Source organism: Nonomuraea sp. NPDC050786 (assembly GCF_040654115.1).
Lineage (GTDB): Bacteria > Actinomycetota > Actinomycetes > Streptosporangiales > Streptosporangiaceae > Nonomuraea.
Genome location: NZ_JBFAHJ010000006.1, coordinates 33,755 through 57,859 on the forward strand (window position 1 = coordinate 33,755; position 24,105 = coordinate 57,859).

The window sequence follows — 24,105 nt, forward strand, 5'->3', positions numbered from 1 at the left end:
GTTCAGTAGCTCTTGAGCGTGATGTCGGTCGCGAACTTGTCGGTCAACTTCATCATCAGACCGAGCAGGAAGCTGTACTTGAACATCCAGTTCCGCATCCGGAGCCTGGCCGGGGTGCCGGGGGCGAGGAAGGGGCCGGCGTTGCCGCTGTCGGCCACCTTGGCGTACCCGCGCATCTGCGCCTCGTACTGGGCGAAGGCCACGCGGTGATCGCCGCCGGCCGAGGCCAGCTCGCCCGCGAGCACGTACGCGCCGACCATGGCCAGGCCCGTGCCGAAACCGCCCAGGGTGTTGCCGTACGCGGAGTCGCCGAGCAGCACCACGCGCCCCTGGCTGTAGCGGTCGATCGTGACCTTGCTGATGGAGTCGAGGTAGACGTCCTGGGAGCGGCGCACCTCCTCCATGACCGCCGGGACCTTCCAGCCCATGCCCGCGTAGGCGCGGGCCAGGATGTCCTTCTGCTGCCGCATGTCGTACCGGTCGTAGTCGAGGCGCTCGGAGGCGAAGACGAAGAATGCGGGCGCCTTCGGGCCGCCCACGGCGGCCATCCGGCCGGGCTCGTTGTACATCCGCGGCACCGCGCCGAAGGTCGCGGGCACGTCGACCAGGGCGTAGTAGTGGCCGAGGAACTTGACGTAGTCGGCCTCCGGGCCGAAGGCGAGGCGGCGGACGTTGGAGTGGATCCCGTCCGCCCCGACGACCAGGTCGAACGTCCGGGGGGCGGAGCGCTCGAAGGTGACGTGGACGCCGCTGGGGGTCTCGGTCAGCGAGGTGATCGAGTCGCCGAAGAGGTACTCGCAGTACGGGGCCGTCCTCTCGTACAGGAGCCGGGTGAGGTCGCCGCGCCTGATCTCGATGTCGCCACCGGTGAACGCGCCGGGGATGACCGCCAGGCTGTGGCCGTTCGCGTCGACGATCTCCTGGTCGGCGCCGCCGGTCTGGAGCGCCTTGACGTCCTCGAGGATCCCCATGCGGGTCAGGACGGTGCGGTGGGTCTCGCCCTTGAAGTCGACGGCCTGCCCGCCCAGGCGGAGGGCCGGGGCCTTCTCGACGACGGTGACGTTGAAGCCGTAGCGGGTGAGCCAGTGAGCGAGGGCGGGGCCGCCGATGCTGGCGCCGGAGACGAGGATGTTGGTGTTCTTCATGCCCCGTAGCCTCACGGGCGGCGCTGACAGCTGGGAGACCAGCGGCTGACAGCCGCGCCCGGCCCTGTCAGCGGTCCGCTACCGGCTGTCGGCGTCGGCGGTGAGGACCGCGAGCGCGTCGTCCCTGCTCATCGAGGCACCCTTGGAGAACGCCGCCGCGAACCCGTCCGGGCCGAGGACCTCCGTGGCGGCGGCGGCGATCCTGGCGACGTCCCGATCACCGGCGACGGCCATGCCCCGCAGCGCCACGCCCACGCCGAGCAGCAGCGCGGCCCGCTCCGCTGAATTCCCGCCCTGCGCCGAATTCCCGCCCTGCGCCGTACCGCCGCCCTGCGCCGTACCGCCGCCCTGCGCCGTACCGCCGCCCTGCGCCGTACCGGCGTCCTCCGCCGTGCCGCCGCCCTCCGCAGTCGCGCCGGCCGGCAGGCACTGACCTGCCAGGCCCTCGACGGCAGAGGCGAGGTCTATGGTCAGCGGCGACCGCACCGCCAGCTCCACGGCCTCCGCGTGCCTGCGCGCGGCCTCGCCCGCGTCCCCGCGCGCCTCGGCCAGGCGGCCGAGCGCCGTCAGCACGTGCGACCTGACCTCGTGCGCCCTGTACAGGTCGATTTCGGAGGCGGCGAGCGCGGCGTCCAGGTGACGGGAGGCCTCCGCCAGGTCACCCTCGTGGCGGGCGATCTCGCCCTGCCGCAGATGAACCCACGCCATCAGCTCGGGCCGTCCGAGCCGGCGCGCCAGATCCTCGGCCCGCTCGCAGTCGGCGCGAGCGGCCCGGGTGTCCCCGGCCCGCCAGTGCGCCTCGGCCCGCCGGACCAGCACGTCCGCCAGCTCCTCCAGCGCCCCGAGCTCTTCGAGCAGGCGGACCGCCTCCTGCCGCAGCCCCATGGCGCGGCCCCACTCACCGCGCCAGCTCGCGATCAACGCGAGCCAGTCGAGCCCCTGCGTCATCCCCCAGCGCTCGCCCAGGGCGCCGAACTCGGCGAGCATCGACTCCAGCTCCCGTTCCGCATCCGCGACGCCGCCGCCCAGCAGCGCCAGCAGCCCGCCGCTGAGCCGATCGAGCGCCCTGCTCCACGGATCGGACCCCATCACATGCCCGGCCACCGGCTCCCCGGGCTCGGGCGGCCCGGCCAGCATCCCCCACAGGGCCGGGCCGAACCGGCACCGCGTCGGCCCGCCGAGCGACTCGAGCACCACCCGGGCCTGCTTCCAGTGCGGCGACCCGGTGTCGGGTACGGCGTGCAGCACCACCAGCGCATAGTCCTCCGCCAGCTCGGGTCCTATCACGTCCAGGAGACGCCGGGCATGCTCGGTCGCCTGGCCCCGCCGCCCGCTCAGCCACCAGTACATGGCCAGTGCCCCCACCAGCCGCGCCGCCGTCGGCCTGTCGTGCTCCACGCTCCACCGCAGCGCCGCCTGCAGGTTGGCGTTGTCGGCCGAGAGCAGGGCCAGCCACCGGAGCTGCTCGGCGCTGTAGAGGTGGCCGTCGGCCCGGTACGCGAACTCCAGGAACCAGGCGGCGTGGGCCGCCTTCAGCCGCTCCTCCTCGCCGGACTCCGCCAGGCGCTCCGCGCAGAACAGGCGGATGGTGTCGAGCATGTGGTAGCGCTCGCCGTCGGTCTCGACCAGCGACTTGTCCACCAGGTCGGCCAGCGGCTCGGCGCTGTCCGGGCCGCAGACCCGTTCCACCGCCTCCAGGCTCGCGCCCCCGGCGAACACGGAGAACCTCCTGGCCAGCGCCTGCTCCTCGGCGTCGAGGAGGCTCCAGCTCCACTCCACGACCGCGTGCAGCGTCTGGTGGCGAGCAGGCGCGGTACGGTCGCCGCGCGAGAGGAGCCGGAACCTGTCGTGCTCGGCCAGCCGGGTGGCGATCTCCTCCACCCCGAATGTACGGGTCCGGGCCGCCGCCAGCTCGATGGCCAGGGGCACGCCGTCCAGCGCCGCGCAGATCCGGAGGACGGCGTCCAGGTTGCCAGGCCCGACCGCGAACCCCTGCCGCACGGCCGCCGCCCGTTCGGCGAACAGCTGGACGGCCGGATCGGTGGGCAGGGGCGCCAGCGGGACCAGCTGCTCGCCGGTGATGCCCAGGGGCTCCCTGCTGGTGGTCATGATCGTCAGGCCGGGAGAGGCGGCGAGGAGGCGGCGGGCCAGCGCGGCGGCCTCGGAGAGCACGTGCTCGCAGTTGTCGAGGACGAGGAGGAGATCCTGCTCGGCCAGCGCCGCCAGCAGGCGTTCCATGGGGTCGGGGAGCCCGCGCAGCGCCGGCTCGCGCAGCCCGAGCGCCGCCAGCACCGCCCCGGCCACCTGCCCGGTCCCGTCCGCCAGGGACAGGTCCACGAAGCACGCCTCCCTGGTCCCGCCCCGGCCGCCCGCAGGCGTTCCCCCGAGCAGCATGGCGGCCTCGACGGCCAGGCGGGTCTTGCCGATGCCGCCGGGGCCGACGAGCGTCACCAGGCGGGCGTCGCGCAGAGCGGCCAGCCGCGCGAGCTCCTCCTCCCGCCCGACGAGCCGGTTCAGCTGGGCCGGCGGCGCGGCCCGCCGGACCTGGCGCCGGTCGGCGCGCAGGATCGCCAGGTGCAGCTCGGCCAGCTCGGGCGAGGGGTCGGTGCCGAGCTCGTCGGCGAGCAGGCGGCGCGTCTCGTCGAAGACCGCGAGCGCCTCGGACGGCCGCCCCGCCGCCTCCAGAGCGCGCATGAGCAGCCCGCGCGGCCGTTCGCGCAGCGGGTGCGCGGCCACCAGGTCCTGGAGCGCGGCCACCGGGCTGCCCTCCGGCAGGCCGAGCTCCGCCTCCATCAGGTCCTCCAGGGCGGACAGGCGGAGCTCCTCCAGCCGGAGCGCCTGCGGCCCCGCGAACGGCGCGTCGGCCACGTCCGCGAGCGCCGGTCCCCGCCACAGCTCGAGAGCCTCCCTGAGCGAGGAGGCGGCCCCCGGGAGACGGCCGGCCGCCAGCAGCCTGCGTCCCTCGCGGGACAGCCGCTCGAACCGGTGCGCGTCCACGTCGTCCGGCGAGATCGCCAGCCGGTACCCCGTCCCGTGGAACTCGATCAGACCGGCGGGCAGGCTCCGCCTGAGCCGGGAGACCTGCGCCTGGATGGCGTTGGCGGCCTCCGCGGGCGGCCGGTCGCCGTACTGGCCGTCGATGAGCCGCTCGACGCTCACCATCCGCCCGGCGTCGATCAGGAGCAGCGCGAGCAGGGCACGCGGGCGCGGGCCGCCGATCGTCAGAGGGTCGCCGTCGGGGGAGCGCACCAGGAGCGGGCCCAGGATGCCGAACTGCACGCCCCCGATTGTCCCCCAACTGACCACTAAGAACGGAATTATCGGTATACCTACCGATGCATGTACGTATTTCCCAGTCGGGAGTGACCGTTTAGCGTCGCGGCATCAAGGCGCAACAGTACTGCTAGCTTCCCACCCCCCAATCTCCCCGCAATCCCGCCGCCAAGGCGATCCCGTGCGGCGCGCGGGCCGTCGTGCGCTCACGAAGCGTGCCGACCTTCGAGGGAGAACGTCGAAAGGAGCAGCACAGCGTGAAACGTAAAGCCTTACTCGCGGCGGTCGTCGGCGTGGCCACGGCCGCGGCACTGGCCTTACAGGCGCCACCTGCCAACGCCGCCCCTCCCGGAGCAGCCCCGCAGAAGCAGACCACGCGAGCAGGCGACCCCGCGTCGCTCGCCGCGCAGGTCGCGGACAAGGCCGTCTCCAGCCAGCTCGACGAGCTCACCAGAGGGCCGGACGAGGCCTACAGCCGCGTGGCGGTCACCCCGGGCGCGGCCGACATGTACTACGTGTCGTACGAGCGCACGTACAAGGGCCTGCCGATGGTCGGCGGCGACGCCGTCGTGGTCACCGACGCGGCGGGGAACGTCAGGGACACGGTCGCGGCGCGGGGCCCGAGCCCGAGCGACGTGCCGACCAGGGCCACGATCAGCGCCGGCCGGGCCACCGAGATCGCCAAGAGCAAGCTCTCCCGCGTGGACGACGCGGCCGCGCCCCGCCTGGTCGTGCTGGCCTGGGGCGAGAAGCCGAGGCTCACCTGGGACGCCATGGTCAGCGGCATCGCCGAGGGCAAGCCGAGCATCCAGCACGTGTTCGTGGACGCGCGCACCGGCGAGATCGCCGATTCGTACGACCTGGTACGCGAGGGCACCGGCAACGGCTACTACTACGGCCAGGTCACCATCGGGACGAGCGGCTCCGGCAGCTCGTACTCGATGACCGACACGTCCAGGCCCGGCATCCAGTGCGGCGGCCAGAACGGCAGCGCGTACACCGGCACGGACGACGCCTGGGGCAACGGCTCGGGCACCAACCTGGAGACCGCCTGCGTGGACGCGCTCTACAGCGTGCAGCGCGAGTGGGACATGCTGCGCGACTGGCTGGGCCGCAACGGCATCAACGGCAGCGGCCGCGGCTTCCCCGCCAGGGTCGGGCTCTCCGACGTGAACGCCTACTGGAACGGCAGCTACACCAACTTCGGCCACAACCAGGCCAACACCCGGCAGGCGACCCCCATCGACGTCGTGGCGCACGAGTTCGGGCACGCGATCTTCCAGACCACGCCGGGCGGCGCCGGATCGGGCAACGAGAACGGCGGCATCAACGAGGGCACCGGTGACATCTTCGGCGCGCTCACCGAGGCGTACGCCGCCAACCCGAACGACCCGGCCGACTACCTGGTCGGCGAGGAGGTCGACCTGGTCGGCGACGGGCCGATCCGCAACATGTACAACCCGAGCGCGCTCGGCGACCCGAACTGCTACTCCTCCTCGATCCCGAGCACGGAGGTGCACGCGGCGGCGGGCCCGCTGAACCACTGGTTCTACCTGCTGGCCGAGGGCAGCAACCCCGGCGGCGGCAAGCCGTCCAGCCCGATCTGCTCCGGCGGCCCCTCGTCGGTCACCGGTGTCGGCATCCAGAACGCCGGCAAGATCTACATGGGCGCGCTGGCCCGCAAGACCTCGTCCTGGCGGTACACGAACATCCGCGCCGCCTCGGTCGCGGCCGCGATCGAGCTGTTCGGGGCCAACAGCCCCCAGTGCAACACCACCAAGGCGGCGTGGAGCGCGGTCAGCGTGGCGGCGGCGTCGGGCGAGCCCGCGTGCGGCACGTCGACCAGCGACTTCTCGATCTCGCTCAGCCCGACGTCCGGCAGCGCGGCTCCCGGAGGCCAGGCGACGGTCACGGTCGGCACGCAGACCACCTCCGGCAGCGCCCAGACCGTGAGCCTGAGCGCGTCGGGGCTGCCCAGCGGCACCACGGCGAGCTTCAACCCGTCGTCGGTGACCTCGGGCAACTCCTCGACGCTGACGCTCTCGGTCGGCTCCTCGACGGCGGCGGGCACGTACAACATCACCGTCACCGGAACCGGAACCGGCTCGACCTCGCACACCGCGACGTACACGCTCACCGTCAGCTCGAACCCGCCGACGCGTGACTTCTCGATCTCGGCCAGTCCCGGGTCGGGCACCGTGCAGGCGGGCTCGGCGGCGACGACCACGATCAACACGACCACCACGGCGGGCACGGCCCAGACGGTGAACCTGTCGGCCAGCGGCCTCCCGACGGGCGCCACGGCCGCCTTCAACCCGGCCTCGGTGACCTCGGGCGCCTCGTCCACGCTGACGATCTCGACCGCGCCGACCACACCGGCCGGTAGCTACACCGTCACGGTGACCGGCACGGGCGTGACGGCGACGCACACGGCGACGTACGCGCTGACCGTCCAGGGCACCTCGGGCGGCAGGACGTTCACCAACGACACGAACTACACGATCGACGACTGGAGCACCATCCAGAGCCCGATCACCTCCACCGCGACGGGCACCGCGACCTCGCCGGTCAAACTGTCCATCACGATCAGCCACACGTGCGCGGAGGACCTCGACATCTATCTGCGCGGTCCGAACGGCACGTGGTACGCCGTCGACAGGTACGGCGGCACCACCTGCACGCAGTACGGCACCAGGACGTTCTCCGTCCCGGTGAGCCAGCAGGCGGCGGGCACCTGGATCCTCGAGATCGAGGACGTCTACCTGGGTGACACCGGCTACCTGGACACCTGGAGCATCACCGTCTAGCTCTCCACGAGCCCCGGCCGGTCGTCCGGCCGGGGCTCACGCACGTCCGCCCTCCTGCGCACGCCGAGCTTGCGCAGCACCTTGGCCACGTGCGTGTCCACCGTCCGGCGCGACAGGAAGAGCACCTCGGCGATCTCCCTGTTGGTCCGCCCGAGCGCGACCAGCCTGGCCACCTCGCTCTCCCGCGGCGAAAGCACCCCGCTCGTGCCTCTGCGGCCCTTGCGCCGCGCCGCGCTCGGGCCGATCTCGCGCAGCAGGTGGCGGCAGCGGGCCGCGTCGTGCGTGGCGCCGAGCGCCGCGTACCGCTCGGCCGCGTCGGCGACCAGGTCGGCGGCCCGTTCCCGGTCGCCGAGCACGAGCCGGGCGGCCGACTCCGACTCCGCCGCCCTGGCCGCGGCGTACGGCCGCGGCATCGCCTCATATGTGCCGCGAGCCCTGGCGAAACAGTGCGCGGCCTCGTCGGCGTCCTGCGCCAGCGCCCCTCTGGCCGCGTCGAGCCCGGCCTCCGCCGACGGCGCGTTCCTGCCCTCGATCCCGCCGGCGAACTCCGCCACCAGGCCCGCCGCCGCGTCCCGCCGCTCCGCCATGAGCAGCGCGCCCACGGCGGCGGGCACGAGCTGGTCGCCCCACACCCACACGCCCTTGCGCCGCAGCCGGTCCACCGCCAGGTCGGCCTCGTGCAGGGCGGACTCGAGCGAGCCGTGGCTCAGGTGCAGCTCGACGAGCCCGCCGGAGGCCGCCGCGGCGACGGGCAGGAAACCCGAGTCCAGCTCCCGTACGCCGGCAGCCTCCAGGTGCTCGCCCGCCTCGTCCCATTCGCCCCTGGCCAGCGCCAGCATGCCGAGTGTCAGCCGGGCGTCGACGGCCAGCAGCGGCGCTTCGAAGGTCATCTCGACGGCGGCGACGGCGCGCTCGCGCAGGCCCTTCCAGCGGCCGGTCAGCAGGTCGAGCCGGATCGACGACATCTCCACCAGGAACTCGGGATAGGGCGCGCCGGTCTCCTCCGCGATGCGCCTGCTCCGCTCCGCGAACCGCTCGGCCGCCGCGTAGTGGCCCAGCGCCACCGCGGCGTCGTACAGGTTGGAGTAGCCGCGCGCGACCTGGCGCCGCACGGCCGGTGCGGGGTCGTCGACCGGCAGCGCCGCCACCAGCTCGAACGCGTCGGGCGCGCCGACCAGCATGGCGATGCTGACCTTGTTGGCCAGCACGGCGGCGGTCAGCTCGGGGTCCTGGTCCTCCTCGAGCAGCTTCTCGGCCTCGTCCATCCACTCCTGGTGCATGGAGAGCGGCTCGCCGCCCCAGGCGGGCATCGCCAGCAGGGCGAGGCCGCGGGCGGCGAGGCTGGGGTGGTCGTGCAGGTCGGGGAGGGCGGCGAGGATCTCCTGGCGTCCCGCGGCAACCGCGCCCGCCTGGTTGGACAGGAGGATGCCCAGGTTGAGCCGGGCCTGGCCGCGTACCTGCGGGGACAGGAAGTCGTCCTTGAGCAGGTGGCGCAGGATGCGTACGACGCGCCGGTGTGACAGGCCGATGGCGGCGAGCCTGCTGAGCCTGAGCGCCAGCGGGCCGCGGGCGTCACGGGGCAGCTTGGGGTCCGCGAGCAGCCCTTCGAGCACCTCGACGGCGAGCGGGATGTCGCAGAGCGCGGCGGCCCGGTCGGCGGCGGCGCTGCCGTGGCGCTGCCAGGCCGCGAAGTCGCCGGCGCGGCGGGCATGGTGGGCGAGCTGGACGAGGGGCGGCGGGTCGAGCGTGGCCAGCGCGGCCATGGCCCGCTGGTGGATCAGCCGCCGCTCCGGGCCGGGGATCGTGTCGTAGACGGCCTGCCGGGCGAGGGTGTGGCGGAAGCCGTACTGGCCGTCGGGGTGCTCGAGCAGCACGCCCGCCTCCAGCGCCTGGCCCAGCCCGGCGTCGGATGCGGCCGGGACGGAGACGGCGGCGATCAACGGCTCGTCGGCGGGAAGTCCCAGGACGGCGGCGGCGCGCACGGTGCTCAGCGCCGCCGGCGACAGACCGGCGAGCCGCTCGGCCATCGCCTCGCGGAGCAGCAGCGGCACGGCCATCCGATCGAGCGCCTCCGGCTCGGGCAGCCGGCCCTCGTCGTCGAGCAGCGAGCGCACCACCTCCTCGATCACGAACGGCACCCCCGCCGTGCGTTCGTGCAGCTTGGCGGCGAACTCCGGGGTCGGGGCCGACCGGCCGAGCAGCGCGCCGGCCAGGCTGCGCACCCCCTCGACGTCGAGCGGCGTCAGCGAGATCACCTCGCCGCGCACCCCGGGAGCCCGCCGGTACGCGTGCCCGAACGGCAGCCCCGGCACCGGCAGCTCCTCCCTCCGGAACGTCACCACCAGCGCCAGCCCGTCCGGCGGCTGGTCGGTCAGGAAGCGCAGCAGGTCACGCGTGCCGTCGTCGGCCCAGTGCAGGTCCTCGACCACCAGCACGATGGGACCCGCGGCGGCCAGCAGCGCGTGGACCGCGCGGAACAGCCGATGCCGCTCGGCCCGCGGATCGTCGAGCGGCCCCGGCGACGGCGCGGGCGGGAGTCGGTCAGCCAGCTCGGGGAGGTAGCCGCGCAGGACCCCGGTGAGCGGGCCGAGCCGGTCCTGGGGCGGCAGCGCCGCGGCGACGTGCCGCAGCGCGTCGAACACCGGCCCGTACGGGAGCGGCTCGCGGATCTGGTGGCAGTGGCCGAGCAGCACCGTCCGCTCGCCGCCGCGTTCGCGTAGGGGGTCGATGGCCGCCCTGACCAGCCTGGTCTTGCCGATGCCCGCCTCGCCCTGCACCTGGATGACGGAGGGCGGCTCGGTGATGGCGCCGTTGAGCAGCCGCAGCTGGGCGTCGCGCCCGACCAGTGCGGGAGAAGCCGCGCTTGCCATCGGGGTCTCCGTAACAGTGCAGGTTTACTCCCTTTGTCGGAATACCGTTATCCAATACGTGTGGGCCGGGGTCAACCGTTCGTGAGGACTGAACATGAGTCGCGCACGCTCGGCCGAACACGAGCGCCCGCCCCGCGGTGCCAGGTCGGGAAGCGCGGGGCGGGCGCTCGTTCGGAGGGCCGCGGGCGGGAGCGCGTCCGCCCGCGACGCGCGGTCAGGAGCAGGCGGCGTTGGATGGCTGGCTCGCGGGGCCGTTGGCGGTGAAGCCGACGGCCACCGACGCGCCGGGCGCGAGGTTCTTGGCGTGGTCAGGGGCCTTCGCGGTCCACGTGGTGCCCGACTGGGTCACGACCGCGTTCCAGCCGTTGACCAGCGTCACCCCTGACGGGAACGTCCACGTGGCGGTCCAGTTGTTGATCGTGCTTGTCCCGGTGTTCTTCACGGTCAGCTCGCCCTGGAAGCCGCCCTGCCAGGCGTTCGTCTGCTTGTACGTCACCGCGCACTGCCCCGGCGGGTTGGGCGTGGGGGTGTCGGAGGGCTGGCCGGTGCCGCCCGTCGGCGGGATCAGGTACGGCTGGAGGATGGCCTGCTTGGCCTGGTTGACCGTGGTCCAGTCGTCGTTGAGGATGCCGCCGGTGTCACCGGAGTTCGGGTTCCACGACCAGTACGTGAACGACATCCCGTTCACCCCGGTCCCCGTGTACTTCATGAGCTCCTGCAGCCAGATCTTGTCCACGTTCGCGGTCAGCGTGGTGCCGAACTCACCGATCATGATCGGCGCGATGTTCTGCTTGTAGAGGTAGCCCCAGTACTTGTCCCAGATGGCCGGCAGGTTGGCCGGGTAGTCGGGGGCGTCGAACCAGGGCTGGTGGTAGACCGAGGTCGCGTATTCGTGGGGCGAGTAGACCAGGCGGTTGGCCACGTTGAGCCGTACCGGATACTGGCCCGCCTTCGACAGGTTGCCGCCCCACCAGCCGCAGTCCTCGTCGTTGCTGGGATCGCCGTCCCAGATGTTGGACAGGCCGCCGCTCGGGCAGCTCACGCCCTCCACGAAGATCAGCCAGTTGGGGTTGACCGACAGGACCGCGTTGCCGGCCCGCTCGGCGGCCAGCCGCCAGTCGCGCGCCTGGTCGCCGCAGCCCCAGCAGGAGCCGGTCGCGTTGGGGTTGGTGCCCTCGGCGTGCGGCTCGTTGTGCAGGTCGGCGCCGATGACGGTGGGGTTGTTCGCGTAGTGCTGGGCCAGCGCCTTCCAGTCGTTGATCCAGGTGCTCTCCGGCGTGGCGGAGACGTACCAGAGCGCGGACTGGCCCGCGGCGGTCGGGCGGTGGCGGTCGAGGATGATCCGCATGCCCTTGCCGCCCGCGTACGCGATGATCTTGTCCAGGATCTGCAGCGGCGACAGGCCGATCAGGTCGGGGTTGACGTAGTCGTTGATGCCGGTGGCCGTGGCGCCCGGCTTGAGGGCGTCGTTGGAGTACGGCACCCGGATCGTGTTGTAGCCCAGGGAGGCCATCTTGTCGATGTGGCCCTTCCAGGGGGTGCTCGACCACAGGCCGTGGAAGGTCCTGTTGTCGGTCTCCATGCCGAACCAGTTGATGCCGGTCAGGCGTACGGTCGCGCCGGTGCTGTCGACGATCTTGTTCCCGCTGGTGTGCAGGTAACCGGTGCCCGTGCCGGCGAGGGCCCCTGCGGGGGCGGCGGTGGCCACGGCGACCGCGACCGACGCCCCGGCCACCAGCGTGGCGAGAGCGGCCGTCATCGCCTTTGACAAGTGCATGGGGTGCCCTTTCGGAGAGGGAGAACGCGGCGTCATGCTCACCAGCCCGCTTCGGGCACGTCAACGTTTCGCCGGGCAATCGGCTCTGACCTGCGTGAACGCGTGAAAGTTTCACGGGAGGCCGGGCGTTCCCGCCTTCCCGGAAGAGCGGGAAGGACGCCATTGACACATGATCGTGACATACGTACCGTCTCGTGGGAGCGCTCCCAAGTACGAGCGGGAGGGAAATGATGGGTCTTCGGTTCGGCATACTCGGACCGGTACGGATGTGGCGAGACGGCGCGCCCGCGCAGCTGGGCACGACGAAACAGCGGCTCCTCCTCACTCGCCTCCTGCTGGAGCCGAACCGCGCGGTCTCCCATGACCGCCTGTTCAGCGCTCTGTGGGAGGACAACCCGCCCAAGTCGGCCCTGGCCAACGTGCGCAGCTACGCCAACCTGCTGCGCAAGGAGCTCGACGGCCGCCTCCGGGCCAACCCGCCCGGCTACCTGCTCACCGTCGAGGCCGGCGAGCTGGACGTCACCGAGTTCAACGAGCGCGTACGGCAAGGACGCGAGGCGATGGCCGGCGACCGTTACGAGGAGGCCCTGGGCCTTCTCACCGCGGCGCTCCAACTGTGGCGGGGAGCCGCCGCCGAGGACCTGCCCAGGACGGTCGGCGTGGCCGCCCAGCTCGACGCGCTGGAGGAGCAGCGCTACATGGTGATCGAGGAGTGCGCGCGGGCCCGGCTGGCGCTCGGCAGGCACAGCGAGATCATCGGCGGCCTCCGGGAGACACTGGCTCTGCGGCCCACCAGGGAGCGGCTGTGGGGCTACCTCATGGTGGCGTTGTACCGCACCGGGGACGTGGCGGGCGCCCTGCGGGTGTACGCCCAGGCCAGGCAGACGCTCGACCTGGAGCTCGGCATCGAGCCGGGGCCCGAGCTGGCCGAACTGCACCACCTCATGCTGAACCGGGATCCGCGCCTGAGCGGCCCCGCCCTGGGCTGGCACCGCCGCCGCCTCCGCTGCCACCGTCGCCCCGTCCCGGGCCGCGCTTGAGCGCGGTCTCATGGAGGGCCGTCGGAACCGGCGCCGTCGGACCGGTAGCCCTGGGCCTGCAGGGTGAAGAGCCGCCGGTAGAGCCCGTCGAGCCTCATCAGCTCCTCGTGCGAGCCCCGCTCGGCCACCTGCCCGCCGTCGAGCACCACGAGCACGTCCGCCTCCCGAACCGCCCCCAGCCGATGCGAGATCAGCAGGCTCGTACGCCCCGCCCGGTGCTCGCGCAGCCGGTTGTGGATCTCGGCCTCGGCCTCAGCGTCGAGCCCCGAGCTCGGCTCGTCCAGGATCAGCAGATCGTGCCCGTCGCCCAGCACCGCACGGGCAAGCGCGAGCCGCTGCCACTGCCCGCCCGACAGCACGACCCCAGCCTCGGGGTCCGGCCCGAAGAACATCCTGCTCAGCAGCGTGTCGTAGCCGCGCGGCAGCGCGCTGACCGCGTCGTGCACGCCGGCCTTCCTGGCCGCGGCCTCGATCCGGGCGGGGGAGGCGGTCAGCCTGTCGCGGCCCGCCACGTCGCCGATCGCGATGTTCTCGGCGGCGGTCAGGTCGTACTCCATGTAGTCCTGGAAGACCGCCCCGATCCTGGCGCGCAGCTCTCCTGGGTCGAGATCGCGCAGATCGACGCCGTCCCACAGGATCGTGCCCCGGTCCGGGTCGTAGAAGCGGCACAGCAGCTTGACGACCGTGCTCTTGCCCGCGCCGTTCCTGCCGACGAGCGCGACCGCGGAGCCGTACGGGATCGTGAAGCTGACCCCGCGCAGCGACCAGGGATGCCCGGGGGAGTAGCGGAACCACACGTCGCGGAACTCGATGCCGCGCCGCAGCGCCGGCGGCGCCACCGGCCGGGCCGGCCGGCGCAGATCGGGCTCGGCGCTCGTCACGGTCAGGTAGTGGTCGAAGTTCAGCAGTTGCTGGTGCGCCATCGTCACCTCGTTGACCAGCGCGGCGAGCGCCGACTGCACGCCCACGATGGAGGTGGCGAGCAGGGCGATGTCGCCCGCGGTGAGCCGGCCGTCCCGGGCGGCGAGCAGCGCCCAGATCAGCCCGGCCCCGGCGATCACGCCGGACAGCAGGCCGAGGCCGCCCTCGACGCCCAGCTCCCGGCGGTCGAGGTGGCGCCGTTCGGAGTCGGCCGCGGCGCGCTCGGCGTTCATCCTGAACCGGAAGTATCGGCCCGCTCCGAACAGGCGCAGCTCCTTCGCGGCGCGGACGCTGGTGAGGAGCTGCCGGTAGAACAGCTGGCGCCGTTCCATCGGGCCGATCCGCCACATCATGGACGCCCGCTGGCGCGACAGGCGCAGCTCGGCGGCGAGCGCGGGCAGGGCCGCCACCAGGACCGCGCCCGCCAGCAGCGGGTTGACGACCAGGAGCGCCCCGAGGAAGCCCAGCACCGTGACGAGCGCCCGGCAGATGGCCAGCGTCCCGGCGACCACCGCGCTCGGGGTGGCGCCGCCCGAGTTGTGGGCGAGGCTCATCCGGTCCAGGAACGCCGGGTCCTCGAACCTCGCCAGGCCGGTGAAGCGCTCGACCCCCGCGAAGAGCCGGTCCTGGGCCAGGCGGCCGGTGCGGCGCTCGAGCTCCTGGCGTACGTAGCGGGAGACGTGCGGGAGCGCGATCGCCGCCACGCCGGCCACCGCCAGCGCGCCGCCCACCGCCACCAGCGCGGACGCGCCGTTCGTCCGGTGGGCGATCACGTCGAGCGCGGACTTGGTCAGCCAGGCGGCGGTCACGGGCACGGCCGCCTCCAGCAGGGCGAGGACGGCGTACGCGACGATGTGCCACCGGCCTGCCTGCCAGGCCAGACCGAGCGCCTGCCCCAGGGCGGTCAGGCTGACTTTCATCCGCACGTCGGCCGCCCCCGCCGCCCCGGCTCCTCCGGCCGCCGCCGCGCCACCCGTGGTGGGGTTGGGTGCGGTGACGTCGGTCACCGTTGCGCCGTGCGCTGTCGCGCCGCCGGTCGTGGTGTCGCCTGTGGGACCGGCGCCAGGTGGCGTGCCGCCTCCGGGCGTGGCGGCTGCCGGGGCGGTGTCGGCCGGGCTGGTGTCCGGCGAGGGCTCGGCTGTCGGTGCGGGCTCGGCCGAGGCGGTGCCGGCCGATGGGGTGGGGTTCATCGGGGTGGTCTCCGGAGGGTTGCCGGGGAGGTGGGGGTCACGGGGGCTAGGCGCGGGCCAGGGTGACGACCTGGCCGAGCCGCAGGCCGCTGGCCAGGATCCGGCCGCCGCGGCCCACCAGCGCGAACACCGGGAACGCCTGCACCCGCAGCGCCGAGGTGATCGGTCCGTCCATGTCCTCGACCACCACCCGGGCGACCGGCTCCAGCTGCTCCCGCTGCGCTCCCGCCAGGCCGCCCTTCTGGTCGACGATCACGGCGAGCACCTGGTCGCGGGGGAAGCGCGCGGCCTGGGCGAGGAAGTCGGGCAGCGCCTCATGGCAGGCGTCGCAGCCGGGTGAGAAGAAGCCCACGAGGACCGGCTCGGTGATCAGGTCCCGGGAGACGGCGGAGCCGTCGGTGGCCACGGTGGCGTACGGCGGCGCGACCGAGCCCTCGGTGATCACGGCCTGGCGCCCGTCCGCTGATCGGGAGGCGAGAGCGTCGGAGTGCTTGCGCAGCCGCCGGATCACGCCGACGGTCAGCATCAGGTTCAGCACACACAGCACGCTCAGCAGAGTGACAAGGGTGACGAGGTAGGGCATGGCTGGCCTCCAGGTCAGAAAGGGGGGGCGGAACAGGTGGCCGTCGCCGCAGGACCGCGGGGATCAGGGCGACGGCCGCCGGCATGGCCGTGGGGTTCGACGGCCAGGCTCAGGACAGGCGGCGGAGCACCACTCCCAGCAGGGTGTCCCCGTCGATGAGACCGCACTGGCGGGAGTCGAAGCTGGCCGAGGGGTTGTCGCCCAGCACCACCAGCCGGTCCGGCGCCACCCGGCGATCCGGCACCACCGGCCGGACCGAGTCGGGGACGGGATCGCCGGGAAGCGCCACCGCTCGCTTGACCATCCAGCGCCGTTCAGGCGGCAGGGGCTCGCCGGTCTCCAGCCAGTCGGGCGTCTCGAACACGACGACGTCTCCAGCTGAGATGCCGGCCAGCCGGGCCCGCCTGACCAGGAGCCGGTCGCCCGCGTGGAAGGTCGGCTCCATGCTGAGGCCGGAGACCACGACGACGGCGAGCCGGCGTCGCAGGACCAGGAGGGCCGGCAGCAGTCCGGCGACGGCGAGGAGACCGGCCGTCCACGCGAACGTGGTCATCTATGCGGCCGTCAGCAGTTGTACTGCCAGGGACCGCACGACTCGCCGGTGCCGCAGGAGGCGCCCCAGGTGCAGCACTTGCGGATCAGGCACGTGGTGCCCTCCCACCAGCACGGGCACGCCGCCTGCGCCGAGTGCTCCGGGACGACCTTGGCCAGCAGCCAGTCGGTCAGCTTGCCGATTTTCATACGAACCGCCTCTCGTCGGGCGTTTTTGGATCACCCACGACGTTAGAAACGGCCCTGACAATTCACATACCAAGCAGGTACGTCAGAGATACATTCAGCTCGAGGAGCGGGTTCGGCTCATCCGGCGTACCCCTGCGGCCAGCCAGATCGTGCCCAGCCCGGCGTACACGGACAGCAGCGCCAGGGTCGGAGAGCCGAGGATCGCGGACGTGACGATCGCCACTCCCAGCAGGCCCGCCCAGCCGTACAGGACCCCGCGTCCCCGGGGCGAGCTCGTGTGCGTGGCCTCCTGCACCGGCGTGACCAGCGCCATGACCGCCGCCCCGGCCATGCCGAGCGCCTCCTGGCCGAGCGCGATGCCCGACGCGAGCACCGCCGCCCCGGCCACGACCAGGGCGCAGCTCGCCATGGCCGCGCGGGACTCGACGCCCTCGAAGAGCAGGCGGGTCGCCCGGGCGCGGGCCAGCCGCAGCACGGTCACCGCCTCGGCCACCCACGCCGCCCAGTGCACCACCGCGATCAGCACGAACACGGCGATGAGCGGCGGGATCAGGGGCAGCAGGAGCACCATCCGCCCGCTGCCCCTGAACCCGCGCAGCCTCGCCAGCATCCGGTAGAGGGGATTGCGCTGTTTCAGCGCCGCCACGAGGAGGTCCCTGGCGGGGTCGAAGCCGGGCTCGAGCCGGAGCACCTCGCGGAACGCCTCGGCGGCCGTCCTGGGATCGCCGGCGGCCAGCGCCGCGCGGCCGTACGCCAGGTGCGCGGTGGCGCTCTCCGGGTCCAGCTGTACGGCGTTCGCGGCGGCGGCCCTGGCCTGCTCCGTCTCCCCGAGCTCCTCGTGGGCCACCGCCAGCAGGCTCACCAGATCCGAGACCTGAGGATCGACGGCCAGCCCGCGGCGGGCCGCCTCGATCGCCTCGCGGTACTGGCCCAGCATCACGTGCGCGCGGGCCAGCAGTTCCCAGGCCGCCGCATCCTCGGGATTGTGCGCCAGTGACGTCCGCACGGCGGTGACGGTCAGGTCCGGCTGGCGGATGGCGAGGTAGACCTGCCCGGCGATGTAGTGCGGGTACGACTGGTCGGGCGCCAGCCGTACCGCCTCCTGGGCCTCCGACACCGCCTCCGCGGTCCTGTCCTGCTGGACCAGCGCCAGGCCGAGCAGCGAGTGGGCGGTGAAGTGGTCGGGCCGTTCGGCGAGCACGCCGCGCAGCTCCCGCTCCGCGTCGGCCGGGCGGCGCATCTGCAGCAGGGTGCTCGCTCGTATGATCGACTCGCGCGGGTTCACCATTTACTTCTGATCCAGGGCATCAGGTCGTCCCACGCGCCGGACTCGTTGGCGTGCAGCACGTAGTTGCGCGCGGTGGCCAGCCATTCGCGTACCGCCGTGGGCCGGGTGCCCTGGGCGGCGGCCAGCAGATCGCCGGTGGTCATCGGGATGGGGCGGCCCGCGCTGATCGACTGCTGGAGCTTGACCTCCACCGCGCGGTCCACCAAGCCCTTGAGGTCGGCGCCGACGTAGTGGTCGGTGACCCGCGCCACCGCGTCGAAGTCCATCTCGGCCAGCGGCTTGTCGCGGCAGAGGATGCGCAGGATGGCCGCGCGCGCCGAGGCGTCCGGCGGCGGCACGAACACGAGCTGGTCGAAGCGCCCCGGTCGGCGGAAGGCCACGTCGATGTACCAGGGGGCGTTCGTGGCGGCCAGCACGAGCACGCCCTCGTTGGCGCTCTGGTCCACGCCGTCGAGCTCGGCCAGGAACTGGTTGACCAGCTGCCGGGTGTGCGCCTGGCGCATGTCGGAGCGGCGCGCGGCCAGCGCGTCCACCTCGTCGAAGAAGAGCACGCACGGGCGGTTGCGGCGGGCCAGATCGAAGGTGGCGCGCAGGTTGCGCTCGCTCGAGCCGACGTACATGTCGAGGATGTCGGCCAGGCCGACGTTGACGAACGCCGCGCCGAGCTCGCCGGCCGCGGCCCTGGCCAGGTGGGTCTTGCCCGCTCCCGGCGGGCCGTACAGCAGGACGCCGCCGCCGGCGCGCTTGCCGTACGCGGCGAACAGCTCGGGCTGCTGGATCGGCAGCAGCAGCTTCACCCGCAGCGACTCCTTGACCGCCTCCATCCCGGCCACGTCGGCGAAGGTCAGCTTCGCCTTCTCCACCTCGGCCCCCGAGGGCGCGTCGGCCTGAGTGGTGTACGCCGGCGTGGGGGGAACGGGCGTCGCGTACGCGGGCGTGGGGGGAGCGGGTGGAGGTGGGTACGCGGGTGGAGGCGGGACGGTCAGGCGGGCGGCCAGCTCGGGATCGGCGGCGGACGGGTCGCGGGAGACGGCCTCGTGGTAACGCTGGGCCGCCCTGCCCGTCTCCCCCTCGCCGAGCAGCGCCCTGGCCGCGAGCACGCCCATGCGCGGCGGGTATCCGGGGGTGGCCAGGAACGGCTCAAGCGCCGACAGCGCGGCGCCGTGGGCGCTCTGCCGGACGAACGCCTCGGCCAGCCCCGCCGTGACGTCCGGATCCTTGGGCGCGAGCAGCAGCGCGGCGCGGAACTCGGCCTCGGCGTCGGCCAGATAACCCTTGCTCAGGAGCTGCTCGGCGAGATGCCGCCGGAGAGGGAGGTTGTCCGGAGACAGGCGCGCCGCCTCGCGGAGGGCCTGGAGGCCGGCATCGTCGAGCACGTGCCTGGTCCCTTCTGTCGCAGGATTCGGTCGTCCCTAAAGCTACGCAGACTATCGAGATCCGGTGCATAAGGTACGGGGAAGGTAGTGCCGGCACTACCTCCGGTGCTCGCCACAGCGCCCGTGTGCGCCCGCGCTCCCGCCGCTTGGATCGAAGCATGACGATCACACACACGCTCCCCGGGCGCTGGGTCGAGGGCACCGGGCTGGTGCTCGGCCCGGCGCTGCTCCTCGCCGGGGTGCTCATCCGGTCGGGCGAGAACGACTTCTTCCCCGACCAGCTCGCCGCCTACGCCGCCCGGCCGGACGGGATGGTCCTGTCCTACAGCCTGTTCGCGGCCGGGGTCGTGCTGCTGTGGCCCGCGGTGACCGCGCTCGCCCGCCGGATCGGCGCCGAGCACCCGGGCTGGGCGCGATGGGGCGCCACGCTGGTGATCCTCGGGCTGTTCGGGCGGGTGTTCCACGCCGGGGTGAGCCATCTGGCCTTCCACCTGGTGGACACCCTCGGACTGGAGGCGGCGCAGCATGCGGTCGAGGCCACCTACGGCGCCTTCCACGTGTTCAAGGCGGTCAACATCTGCATCATGGGCGGCTGGATCGTGCTCGCCGTCGGCGCCTACCGGGCCAGGGCACTGGGCCGGATCAGGTGCGTCTGCCTGGCCCTGGCGGCCGGGCTGCCGCTGGGCGTGCTCAAGGGCAGCAGCGATCCGATCTCGCTGGTCGCCCTGGCCGGACTGGCGGTCGCGTTCGTGCCGCTCGGCGTCGCCGTGCTGCGCGACGGGCCGGCTCCCCGCTGGTGGGCCGTCGCGCTCACCGTCGGCCTGATCCCGGCCGCGTTCTTCTTGGGCATGTCCGGCTGAGGCTCCGGCTGAGGGTCCGGCTGAGGCTAGGCGGCCAGCAGCTTGACGATCGCCACGACGCCGATGCAGACGATCACGCCGCGCAGGATCGGGGCCGGCAGCCTGCGGCCCACGCGGGCGCCGAGGAAGCCGCCGATCATGGAGCCCAGCGCCACCAGCAGCACCGCGAGCCAGTCCACGTCGGCGACCAGCGTGTACAGGATCGCGGCGGTGAAGTTCACCAGCAGGACGAGGACGTTCTTGGCCGCGTTGACCCGCTGCAGCTCCTCGTCCAGGAGGATGCCCATGATGCCGATGAGCAGGATGCCCTGGCCGGCGCCGAAGTAGCCGCCGTACGCGCCGGCCGCCAGCGCGCCGAGCCACAGCCACGGGCCGCCGTGCGCCTGCCCCGGGCGGGCGGCCAGCATGCGGCTGAGCCTGGGCTGGATCAGGACCATCACGCAGGACAGCGCGATCAGCACGCTCACGATCACGTTGAAGCTGCTCTCGGGCAGGTTGAGCAGCAGCAGGCCGCCGGCCAGCGAGCCGATGACGGAGGCGGGGGCCAGCCTGAGCAGCCGCTCGCGCTGGCCCTTCAGCTCGGGCCGGTAACCCATGGCCCCGGTGACGCCGCCCGGGACCAGGCCGATGTTGTTGGAGACGTTCGCCGTGATCGGTGGCAGGCCGACGGCCAGCAGCGTGGGGAAGGTGATCAGCGATCCGGAGCCGACGACGGTGTTGATGCCTCCGCCCGCGACGCCGGCCGCCAGCACCGCGGCCATCTCCCAAGGTGTCATGTCTTCAGACTTTAGGGCATGTCTTATTTTCTAAGACGATCGGTCCCAAACTGTGAGACCCGAGGTGTGGAAAACCGCAGGTCGATCTGGGCACGTACCCCATTCCGGCGCCCAGGCCAGCGTACCTAGCGTTCCAGGTCATGATGGCAAAGTTGTTCGACGTCCCCCGGCGGGCACTGGCGGGGGCGTGCGCCCTGGCCGTGCTCGCCGGAGCGATCATGCTGGCCGCGATGGCGAACAGCACGATGCAGCCCCTGCCCGCCTCCGCGCCGGCGGGGCAGTTCAGCGCCGAACGGGCCCTGCGCCACCTCGAGAGGTTCGCCACCGAGCCGCGCCCGATCGGCAGCCAGGCCGGCGACCGGGCCAGGGACTACCTCGCCGGGCAGCTCCGCGAAGCCGGGCTCGACGTGCGGATCCAGCGGGCGATCGGGGCGAACTCCTCGACGGGGCTGGCGTCGTTCGGACAGGTGGAGAACATCGTGGCCACGGCGAAGGGCGCCGACCCGACCGGGACAGTGGTGATCGCCGCGCATTACGACTCCGCGGCGATGGGGCCGGGCGCCTCCGACGACGCCGCCGCGGTGGCGGCGATGGTGGAGACGGTACGGGCGCTCAAGGGCGGCACGCTCCGCAACGACCTGGTGCTGCTGATGACGGACGGCGAAGAGGACGGGACGCTGGGCGCCCAGGCGTTCGTCAGGGAGGATCCGCTGGGCCGCAAGGGCGGGGTGCTGCTCAACTGGGAGGCCCGGGGCGTGAGCGGCCCGTCGCTGATGTTCGAGACGTCCAGGGGCAACGCCGGGCTGGTCGAGACGTTCGCGAGCGCGGTGCCGCACCCGCGCGGCGACTCCACGATGGTGGAGATGTACCGGCTGCTCCCCAACAACACGGACTTCACCCCGATGTCCAGGAGCGGCTTCACCGGCATGAACTTCGCCTACATCGAGGGCTCGTCGCGCTATCACACCGCCGACGACTCGCTCGCCCACCTCGACCGGGGCAGCCTGCAGCACCACGGCTCGAACATGCTGGCACTGGCCCGCGCCCTCGGGAACGCCGACCTCCAGGCGCTGGCCGCCGACCACGACGTCACCTATTTCCGCGTCTTCGGGACCATGGTCACGTACTCGAACGCGCTCGTCTGGCCGCTGGCCGGGCTCGCGGCGGCGGCGGTGGCCGGGCTGGCGCTGCTCGCGCGCCGGCGGCGGCTGATCAGCCTGCCCCGGCTCGCCGTCGGCGCGGTGTCCGGCGTCGTGCCGCCGGTCCTCGCGGCGGTCCTGGCACAGGGGCTGTGGGAGGTGCTGGTGGCCGCGCGTCCCGCGTACGACGGGATGGGCGGGCTGCTGCATCACCCGCGGACGTTCCAGGCGGCCGTCGCGGTGCTGTCCCTGCTGGCCCTGCTCTGCTGGTACCTGCCGCTGCGCCGCCGGCTCGGGGCCGCCGCACCGGCCATCGGCGCGCTGGCCTGGCCCGCCGGGCTCGGGCTGCTGTGCGCCCAGGTAGCGCCGGGCGCGTCGTTCGTGTTCGCGCTGCCCGCGCTCTTCTGCGCGCTCGGCGGTATGGCCGCGATCCTGCTGCGTGACGCGCGCCTCCGGGTGGCGGCGGCGACGCTCGGCGCGGTCATGGCGGCGACGCTGCTGCCCGGCCTGGCCGGGAACGCGTTCGACGGGATGGGCCTCGCGCTCGGCGGGGTGCCGGCGCTGGTGCTGGCGCTGTTCGGGCTGACGGTGCTGCCGATCCTGGAGCTCTGCCTGCCGGAGCGGGTGCCGGGCCTGGTCCCGCTCGCCGCCGCCGGGCTCGCCGTGGTGCTGGTCGGCGGCGGCCTGGCCACCGACGGCTTCGACGCGGACGACCCGCTGCGCACGCATCTCGCGTACGTGCTGGACGCCGACGCCAGGACCGCGAGCTGGGTCAGCGCCGATCCGGAGCCGCCCGCCTGGACCAGGACGTACGTGTCGAGCCATGACACCGCCAGGCTCCCTCCCGGCTACGCCCGCGGCACCTCGCTCTGGACGGGACCGGCGCCGGCGATCAGGGCTCCCGAACCCCGCGTCACCGTGCTGTCGCGCGACGGCGACACGGTCAGGCTCCGCGTGACCGCCGGCCGGGCCGCCCGATCGATCACGCTGCGGATCGAGCGGCCCATCACCGGCGCGACCGCCGCCGCGGCGGGCATGAGCCCCGTGAGCGTCGACGTCACCGGGACGCGGGCCAACACCTGGCCCGGCGAGATCCGCTTCCGCGGCCTGCCCGACGCCGGTGCGGAGATCACCGTGCGGGTGCCGCAGGCCGGCCGGTTCAGGGTGACGGCCATCGCCGAGACCGACGGGTTCCGGCAGGTGCCCGGGTTCGTCCCGAGGCCGGCGGGGGTGGTGGCGGCGACCCGCGAGGACGGCGATCTCGTGGCGGTCACCCGTACGTACACGATCGATCGACAGGGCCTGCTCAGGGGGTGATGGTGCCCGCCCTGACCAGCCAGTCGACCGCCTCGGAGATGGCCTCGAGCGGCGCGTAGCGAGGCCGGTGCCCCAGGAGCCGCTCGGCCTTCTCCATGCTGCAGTGGGGGCTGTAGGCGATGTGGTCGTACGTGATGTTCGCGTCCTCCTCCGAGACCGTCTCCCGCCACCGCTCGAACGGCAGGAAGGTCAGCCGCGCCTCCCTGCCGAACCAGCCCGCCACCGCCTCGGCGTACCCGCGCAGCGTCAGGGCGGTGGTGGCGACGGAGTGGAAGCTCTCGCCCACGGCGACGGACGGGTTGACCATGGCGTCCACGAACAGGCGCGCCACGTCGTCGGCGTGGACGTGCTGGACGGTCTCCATGCCGAAGTTCGGCAGCGCCAGCTCGGCGCCGTCGGCCAGCGTCTGGAAGACGGCGGGATTGACGTTGCCCGCCGGGTTGACCGGCACCCAGCCCGGTCCGGTGATGTGGCCGGGGTGGATGATCGTGGCGGGGAAGCCGTCGCGGTGCGCGCGCTCGAGGAGGTGGGCCTCGATGGCGGCCTTCTGCTTGCCGTACTCGCCGATCGGGCGCTTGGGCCGGTCCTCGGTCGTCGGCACCCGGGCGCTCGGCCCGTGCGTCCAGATCGTCCCGCAGTGCAGGAAGTGCCGGACCCGCCCGGTGAGTGCCGCCGCCAGGTCGCGGGCGCTGGTCTCCGTGAAGCAGATGAGATCGATGACGACGTCCGCGTCCAGGTCCGCGATCCGCCGCCCGAACGTCCCGTCGGCGTCCTCCGCGTCGCGGTCGGCGGTGACGTGGGTGACCTGCTGCCAGGCTCCGTGCGGGCGGTAGGGGTCCCGCTTGCCCCGGCTCACGGCGATCACGTCGTGTCCGGCGTCGACCAGCCGGGGGATGAGGTACGTGCCGATATGACCGCTGGCGCCAATCACCGCTACTCGCATGCGCCCAGCGTAAACCCACCGCTTCGCCGGTCAACCGTCCCGATACGCTGCTGAACGTC

General features: G+C 73.0%; 16 protein-coding genes. 4 read left to right on the plus strand and 12 right to left on the minus strand.

Annotated features, from left to right (window positions below; translation table 11 throughout):
- Positions 1–2 precede the first annotated feature (2 nt).
- Both AB0H84_RS14100 and AB0H84_RS14105 read right to left on the minus strand, forming a co-directional pair.
- The gene (locus AB0H84_RS14100) at positions 3–1,145 is read right to left on the minus strand and encodes an FAD-dependent monooxygenase (protein WP_357603165.1); all 1,143 of its coding nucleotides are present in this window, start codon (positions 1,143–1,145) and stop codon (positions 3–5) included.
- Positions 1,146–1,223: 78 nt separating this feature from the next.
- Entirely contained in the window at positions 1,224–4,424 is a 3,201-nt protein-coding gene (locus tag AB0H84_RS14105) for a BTAD domain-containing putative transcriptional regulator (protein ID WP_357603168.1), read from the minus strand.
- 251 nt (positions 4,425–4,675) lie between these two features.
- On the opposite strand from AB0H84_RS14105, the gene AB0H84_RS14110 reads away from it, so the two are divergent.
- Positions 4,676–7,225 carry a M4 family metallopeptidase gene (locus AB0H84_RS14110; protein ID WP_357603172.1) on the plus strand — a complete coding sequence of 850 codons (2,550 nt, stop codon included), beginning with the start codon at positions 4,676–4,678 and terminating at the stop codon, positions 7,223–7,225.
- Here the strand turns inward: AB0H84_RS14110 and AB0H84_RS14115 are convergent.
- Entirely contained in the window at positions 7,222–10,095 is a 2,874-nt protein-coding gene (locus AB0H84_RS14115) for an AAA family ATPase (protein WP_357603175.1), read from the minus strand. The genes AB0H84_RS14110 and AB0H84_RS14115 overlap by 4 nt on opposite strands.
- A gap of 214 nt (positions 10,096–10,309) precedes the next feature.
- Entirely contained in the window at positions 10,310–11,872 is a 1,563-nt protein-coding gene (locus AB0H84_RS14120; RefSeq protein WP_357603178.1) for a cellulase family glycosylhydrolase, read from the minus strand.
- 266 nt (positions 11,873–12,138) lie between these two features.
- On the opposite strand from AB0H84_RS14120, the gene AB0H84_RS14125 reads away from it, so the two are divergent.
- Complete coding sequence (locus tag AB0H84_RS14125; RefSeq protein ID WP_357603181.1) at positions 12,139–12,912, plus strand: AfsR/SARP family transcriptional regulator; 774 nt, start codon at positions 12,139–12,141, stop codon at positions 12,910–12,912.
- An 8-nt stretch (positions 12,913–12,920) separates the two neighbouring features.
- Here AB0H84_RS14125 and AB0H84_RS14130 read toward each other — a convergent pair whose 3' ends face one another.
- The 6 genes from AB0H84_RS14130 to AB0H84_RS14155 form a co-directional block, all read right to left on the minus strand.
- Positions 12,921–15,023, minus strand: a complete 2,103-nt coding sequence (locus tag AB0H84_RS14130; RefSeq protein ID WP_357603183.1) for an ABC transporter ATP-binding protein — start codon at positions 15,021–15,023, stop codon at positions 12,921–12,923.
- A gap of 46 nt (positions 15,024–15,069) precedes the next feature.
- Positions 15,070–15,606: a hypothetical protein gene (locus AB0H84_RS14135; RefSeq protein ID WP_357603186.1), complete on the minus strand. Its 537-nt coding sequence runs from the start codon at positions 15,604–15,606 to the stop codon at positions 15,070–15,072.
- Between the two features lie 109 nt (positions 15,607–15,715).
- Positions 15,716–16,159, minus strand: coding sequence for a S26 family signal peptidase (locus tag AB0H84_RS14140; protein WP_357603189.1), 444 nt, complete (start codon positions 16,157–16,159; stop codon positions 15,716–15,718).
- Between the two features lie 11 nt (positions 16,160–16,170).
- The gene (locus tag AB0H84_RS14145; RefSeq protein ID WP_357603192.1) at positions 16,171–16,347 is read right to left on the minus strand and encodes a hypothetical protein; all 177 of its coding nucleotides are present in this window, start codon (positions 16,345–16,347) and stop codon (positions 16,171–16,173) included.
- A gap of 94 nt (positions 16,348–16,441) precedes the next feature.
- On the minus strand, positions 16,442–17,635 hold the full coding sequence (locus tag AB0H84_RS14150) for a tetratricopeptide repeat protein (protein WP_357603195.1): 1,194 nt from the start codon (positions 17,633–17,635) through the stop codon (positions 16,442–16,444).
- On the minus strand, positions 17,629–19,011 hold the full coding sequence (locus tag AB0H84_RS14155) for an AAA family ATPase (RefSeq protein WP_357603198.1): 1,383 nt from the start codon (positions 19,009–19,011) through the stop codon (positions 17,629–17,631). The genes AB0H84_RS14150 and AB0H84_RS14155 overlap by 7 nt, the downstream gene beginning before the upstream one ends.
- Positions 19,012–19,169: 158 nt before the next feature.
- Between AB0H84_RS14155 and AB0H84_RS14160 the strand changes: the two genes are divergently transcribed.
- The gene (locus AB0H84_RS14160) at positions 19,170–19,871 is read left to right on the plus strand and encodes a hypothetical protein (protein WP_357603200.1); all 702 of its coding nucleotides are present in this window, start codon (positions 19,170–19,172) and stop codon (positions 19,869–19,871) included.
- Between the two features lie 26 nt (positions 19,872–19,897).
- Here the strand turns inward: AB0H84_RS14160 and AB0H84_RS14165 are convergent, their stop codons facing one another.
- Positions 19,898–20,647, minus strand: a complete 750-nt coding sequence (locus tag AB0H84_RS14165) for a sulfite exporter TauE/SafE family protein (RefSeq protein ID WP_357603203.1) — start codon at positions 20,645–20,647, stop codon at positions 19,898–19,900.
- A gap of 140 nt (positions 20,648–20,787) precedes the next feature.
- Between AB0H84_RS14165 and AB0H84_RS14170 the strand changes: the two genes are divergently transcribed.
- Positions 20,788–23,103, plus strand: a complete 2,316-nt coding sequence (locus AB0H84_RS14170; RefSeq protein ID WP_357603206.1) for a M28 family peptidase — start codon at positions 20,788–20,790, stop codon at positions 23,101–23,103.
- Here AB0H84_RS14170 and AB0H84_RS14175 read toward each other — a convergent pair.
- Entirely contained in the window at positions 23,093–24,046 is a 954-nt protein-coding gene (locus tag AB0H84_RS14175; RefSeq protein WP_357603207.1) for an NAD(P)-dependent oxidoreductase, read from the minus strand. The genes AB0H84_RS14170 and AB0H84_RS14175 overlap by 11 nt on opposite strands.
- Positions 24,047–24,105 lie beyond the last annotated feature (59 nt).

What these genes read in the sequence shown, in the direction of transcription:
- AB0H84_RS14100 (WP_357603165.1), bottom strand. Translation starts at nt 1,145, where the DNA reads ATGAAGAACACCAACATCCTCGTCTCCGGCGCCAGCATCGGCGGCCCC.
- AB0H84_RS14115 (WP_357603175.1), bottom strand. Translation starts at nt 10,095, where the DNA reads ATGGCAAGCGCGGCTTCTCCCGCACTGGTCGGGCGCGACGCCCAGCTG.
- AB0H84_RS14120 (WP_357603178.1), bottom strand. Translation starts at nt 11,872, where the DNA reads ATGCACTTGTCAAAGGCGATGACGGCCGCTCTCGCCACGCTGGTGGCC.
- AB0H84_RS14125 (WP_357603181.1), top strand. Translation starts at nt 12,139, where the DNA reads ATGTGGCGAGACGGCGCGCCCGCGCAGCTGGGCACGACGAAACAGCGG.
- AB0H84_RS14130 (WP_357603183.1), bottom strand. Translation starts at nt 15,023, where the DNA reads ATGAACCCCACCCCATCGGCCGGCACCGCCTCGGCCGAGCCCGCACCG.
- AB0H84_RS14135 (WP_357603186.1), bottom strand. Translation starts at nt 15,606, where the DNA reads ATGCCCTACCTCGTCACCCTTGTCACTCTGCTGAGCGTGCTGTGTGTG.
- AB0H84_RS14140 (WP_357603189.1), bottom strand. Translation starts at nt 16,159, where the DNA reads ATGACCACGTTCGCGTGGACGGCCGGTCTCCTCGCCGTCGCCGGACTG.
- AB0H84_RS14145 (WP_357603192.1), bottom strand. Translation starts at nt 16,347, where the DNA reads ATGAAAATCGGCAAGCTGACCGACTGGCTGCTGGCCAAGGTCGTCCCG.
- AB0H84_RS14150 (WP_357603195.1), bottom strand. Translation starts at nt 17,635, where the DNA reads ATGGTGAACCCGCGCGAGTCGATCATACGAGCGAGCACCCTGCTGCAG.
- AB0H84_RS14160 (WP_357603200.1), top strand. Translation starts at nt 19,170, where the DNA reads ATGACGATCACACACACGCTCCCCGGGCGCTGGGTCGAGGGCACCGGG.
- AB0H84_RS14165 (WP_357603203.1), bottom strand. Translation starts at nt 20,647, where the DNA reads ATGACACCTTGGGAGATGGCCGCGGTGCTGGCGGCCGGCGTCGCGGGC.
- AB0H84_RS14170 (WP_357603206.1), top strand. Translation starts at nt 20,788, where the DNA reads ATGATGGCAAAGTTGTTCGACGTCCCCCGGCGGGCACTGGCGGGGGCG.
- AB0H84_RS14175 (WP_357603207.1), bottom strand. Translation starts at nt 24,046, where the DNA reads ATGCGAGTAGCGGTGATTGGCGCCAGCGGTCATATCGGCACGTACCTC.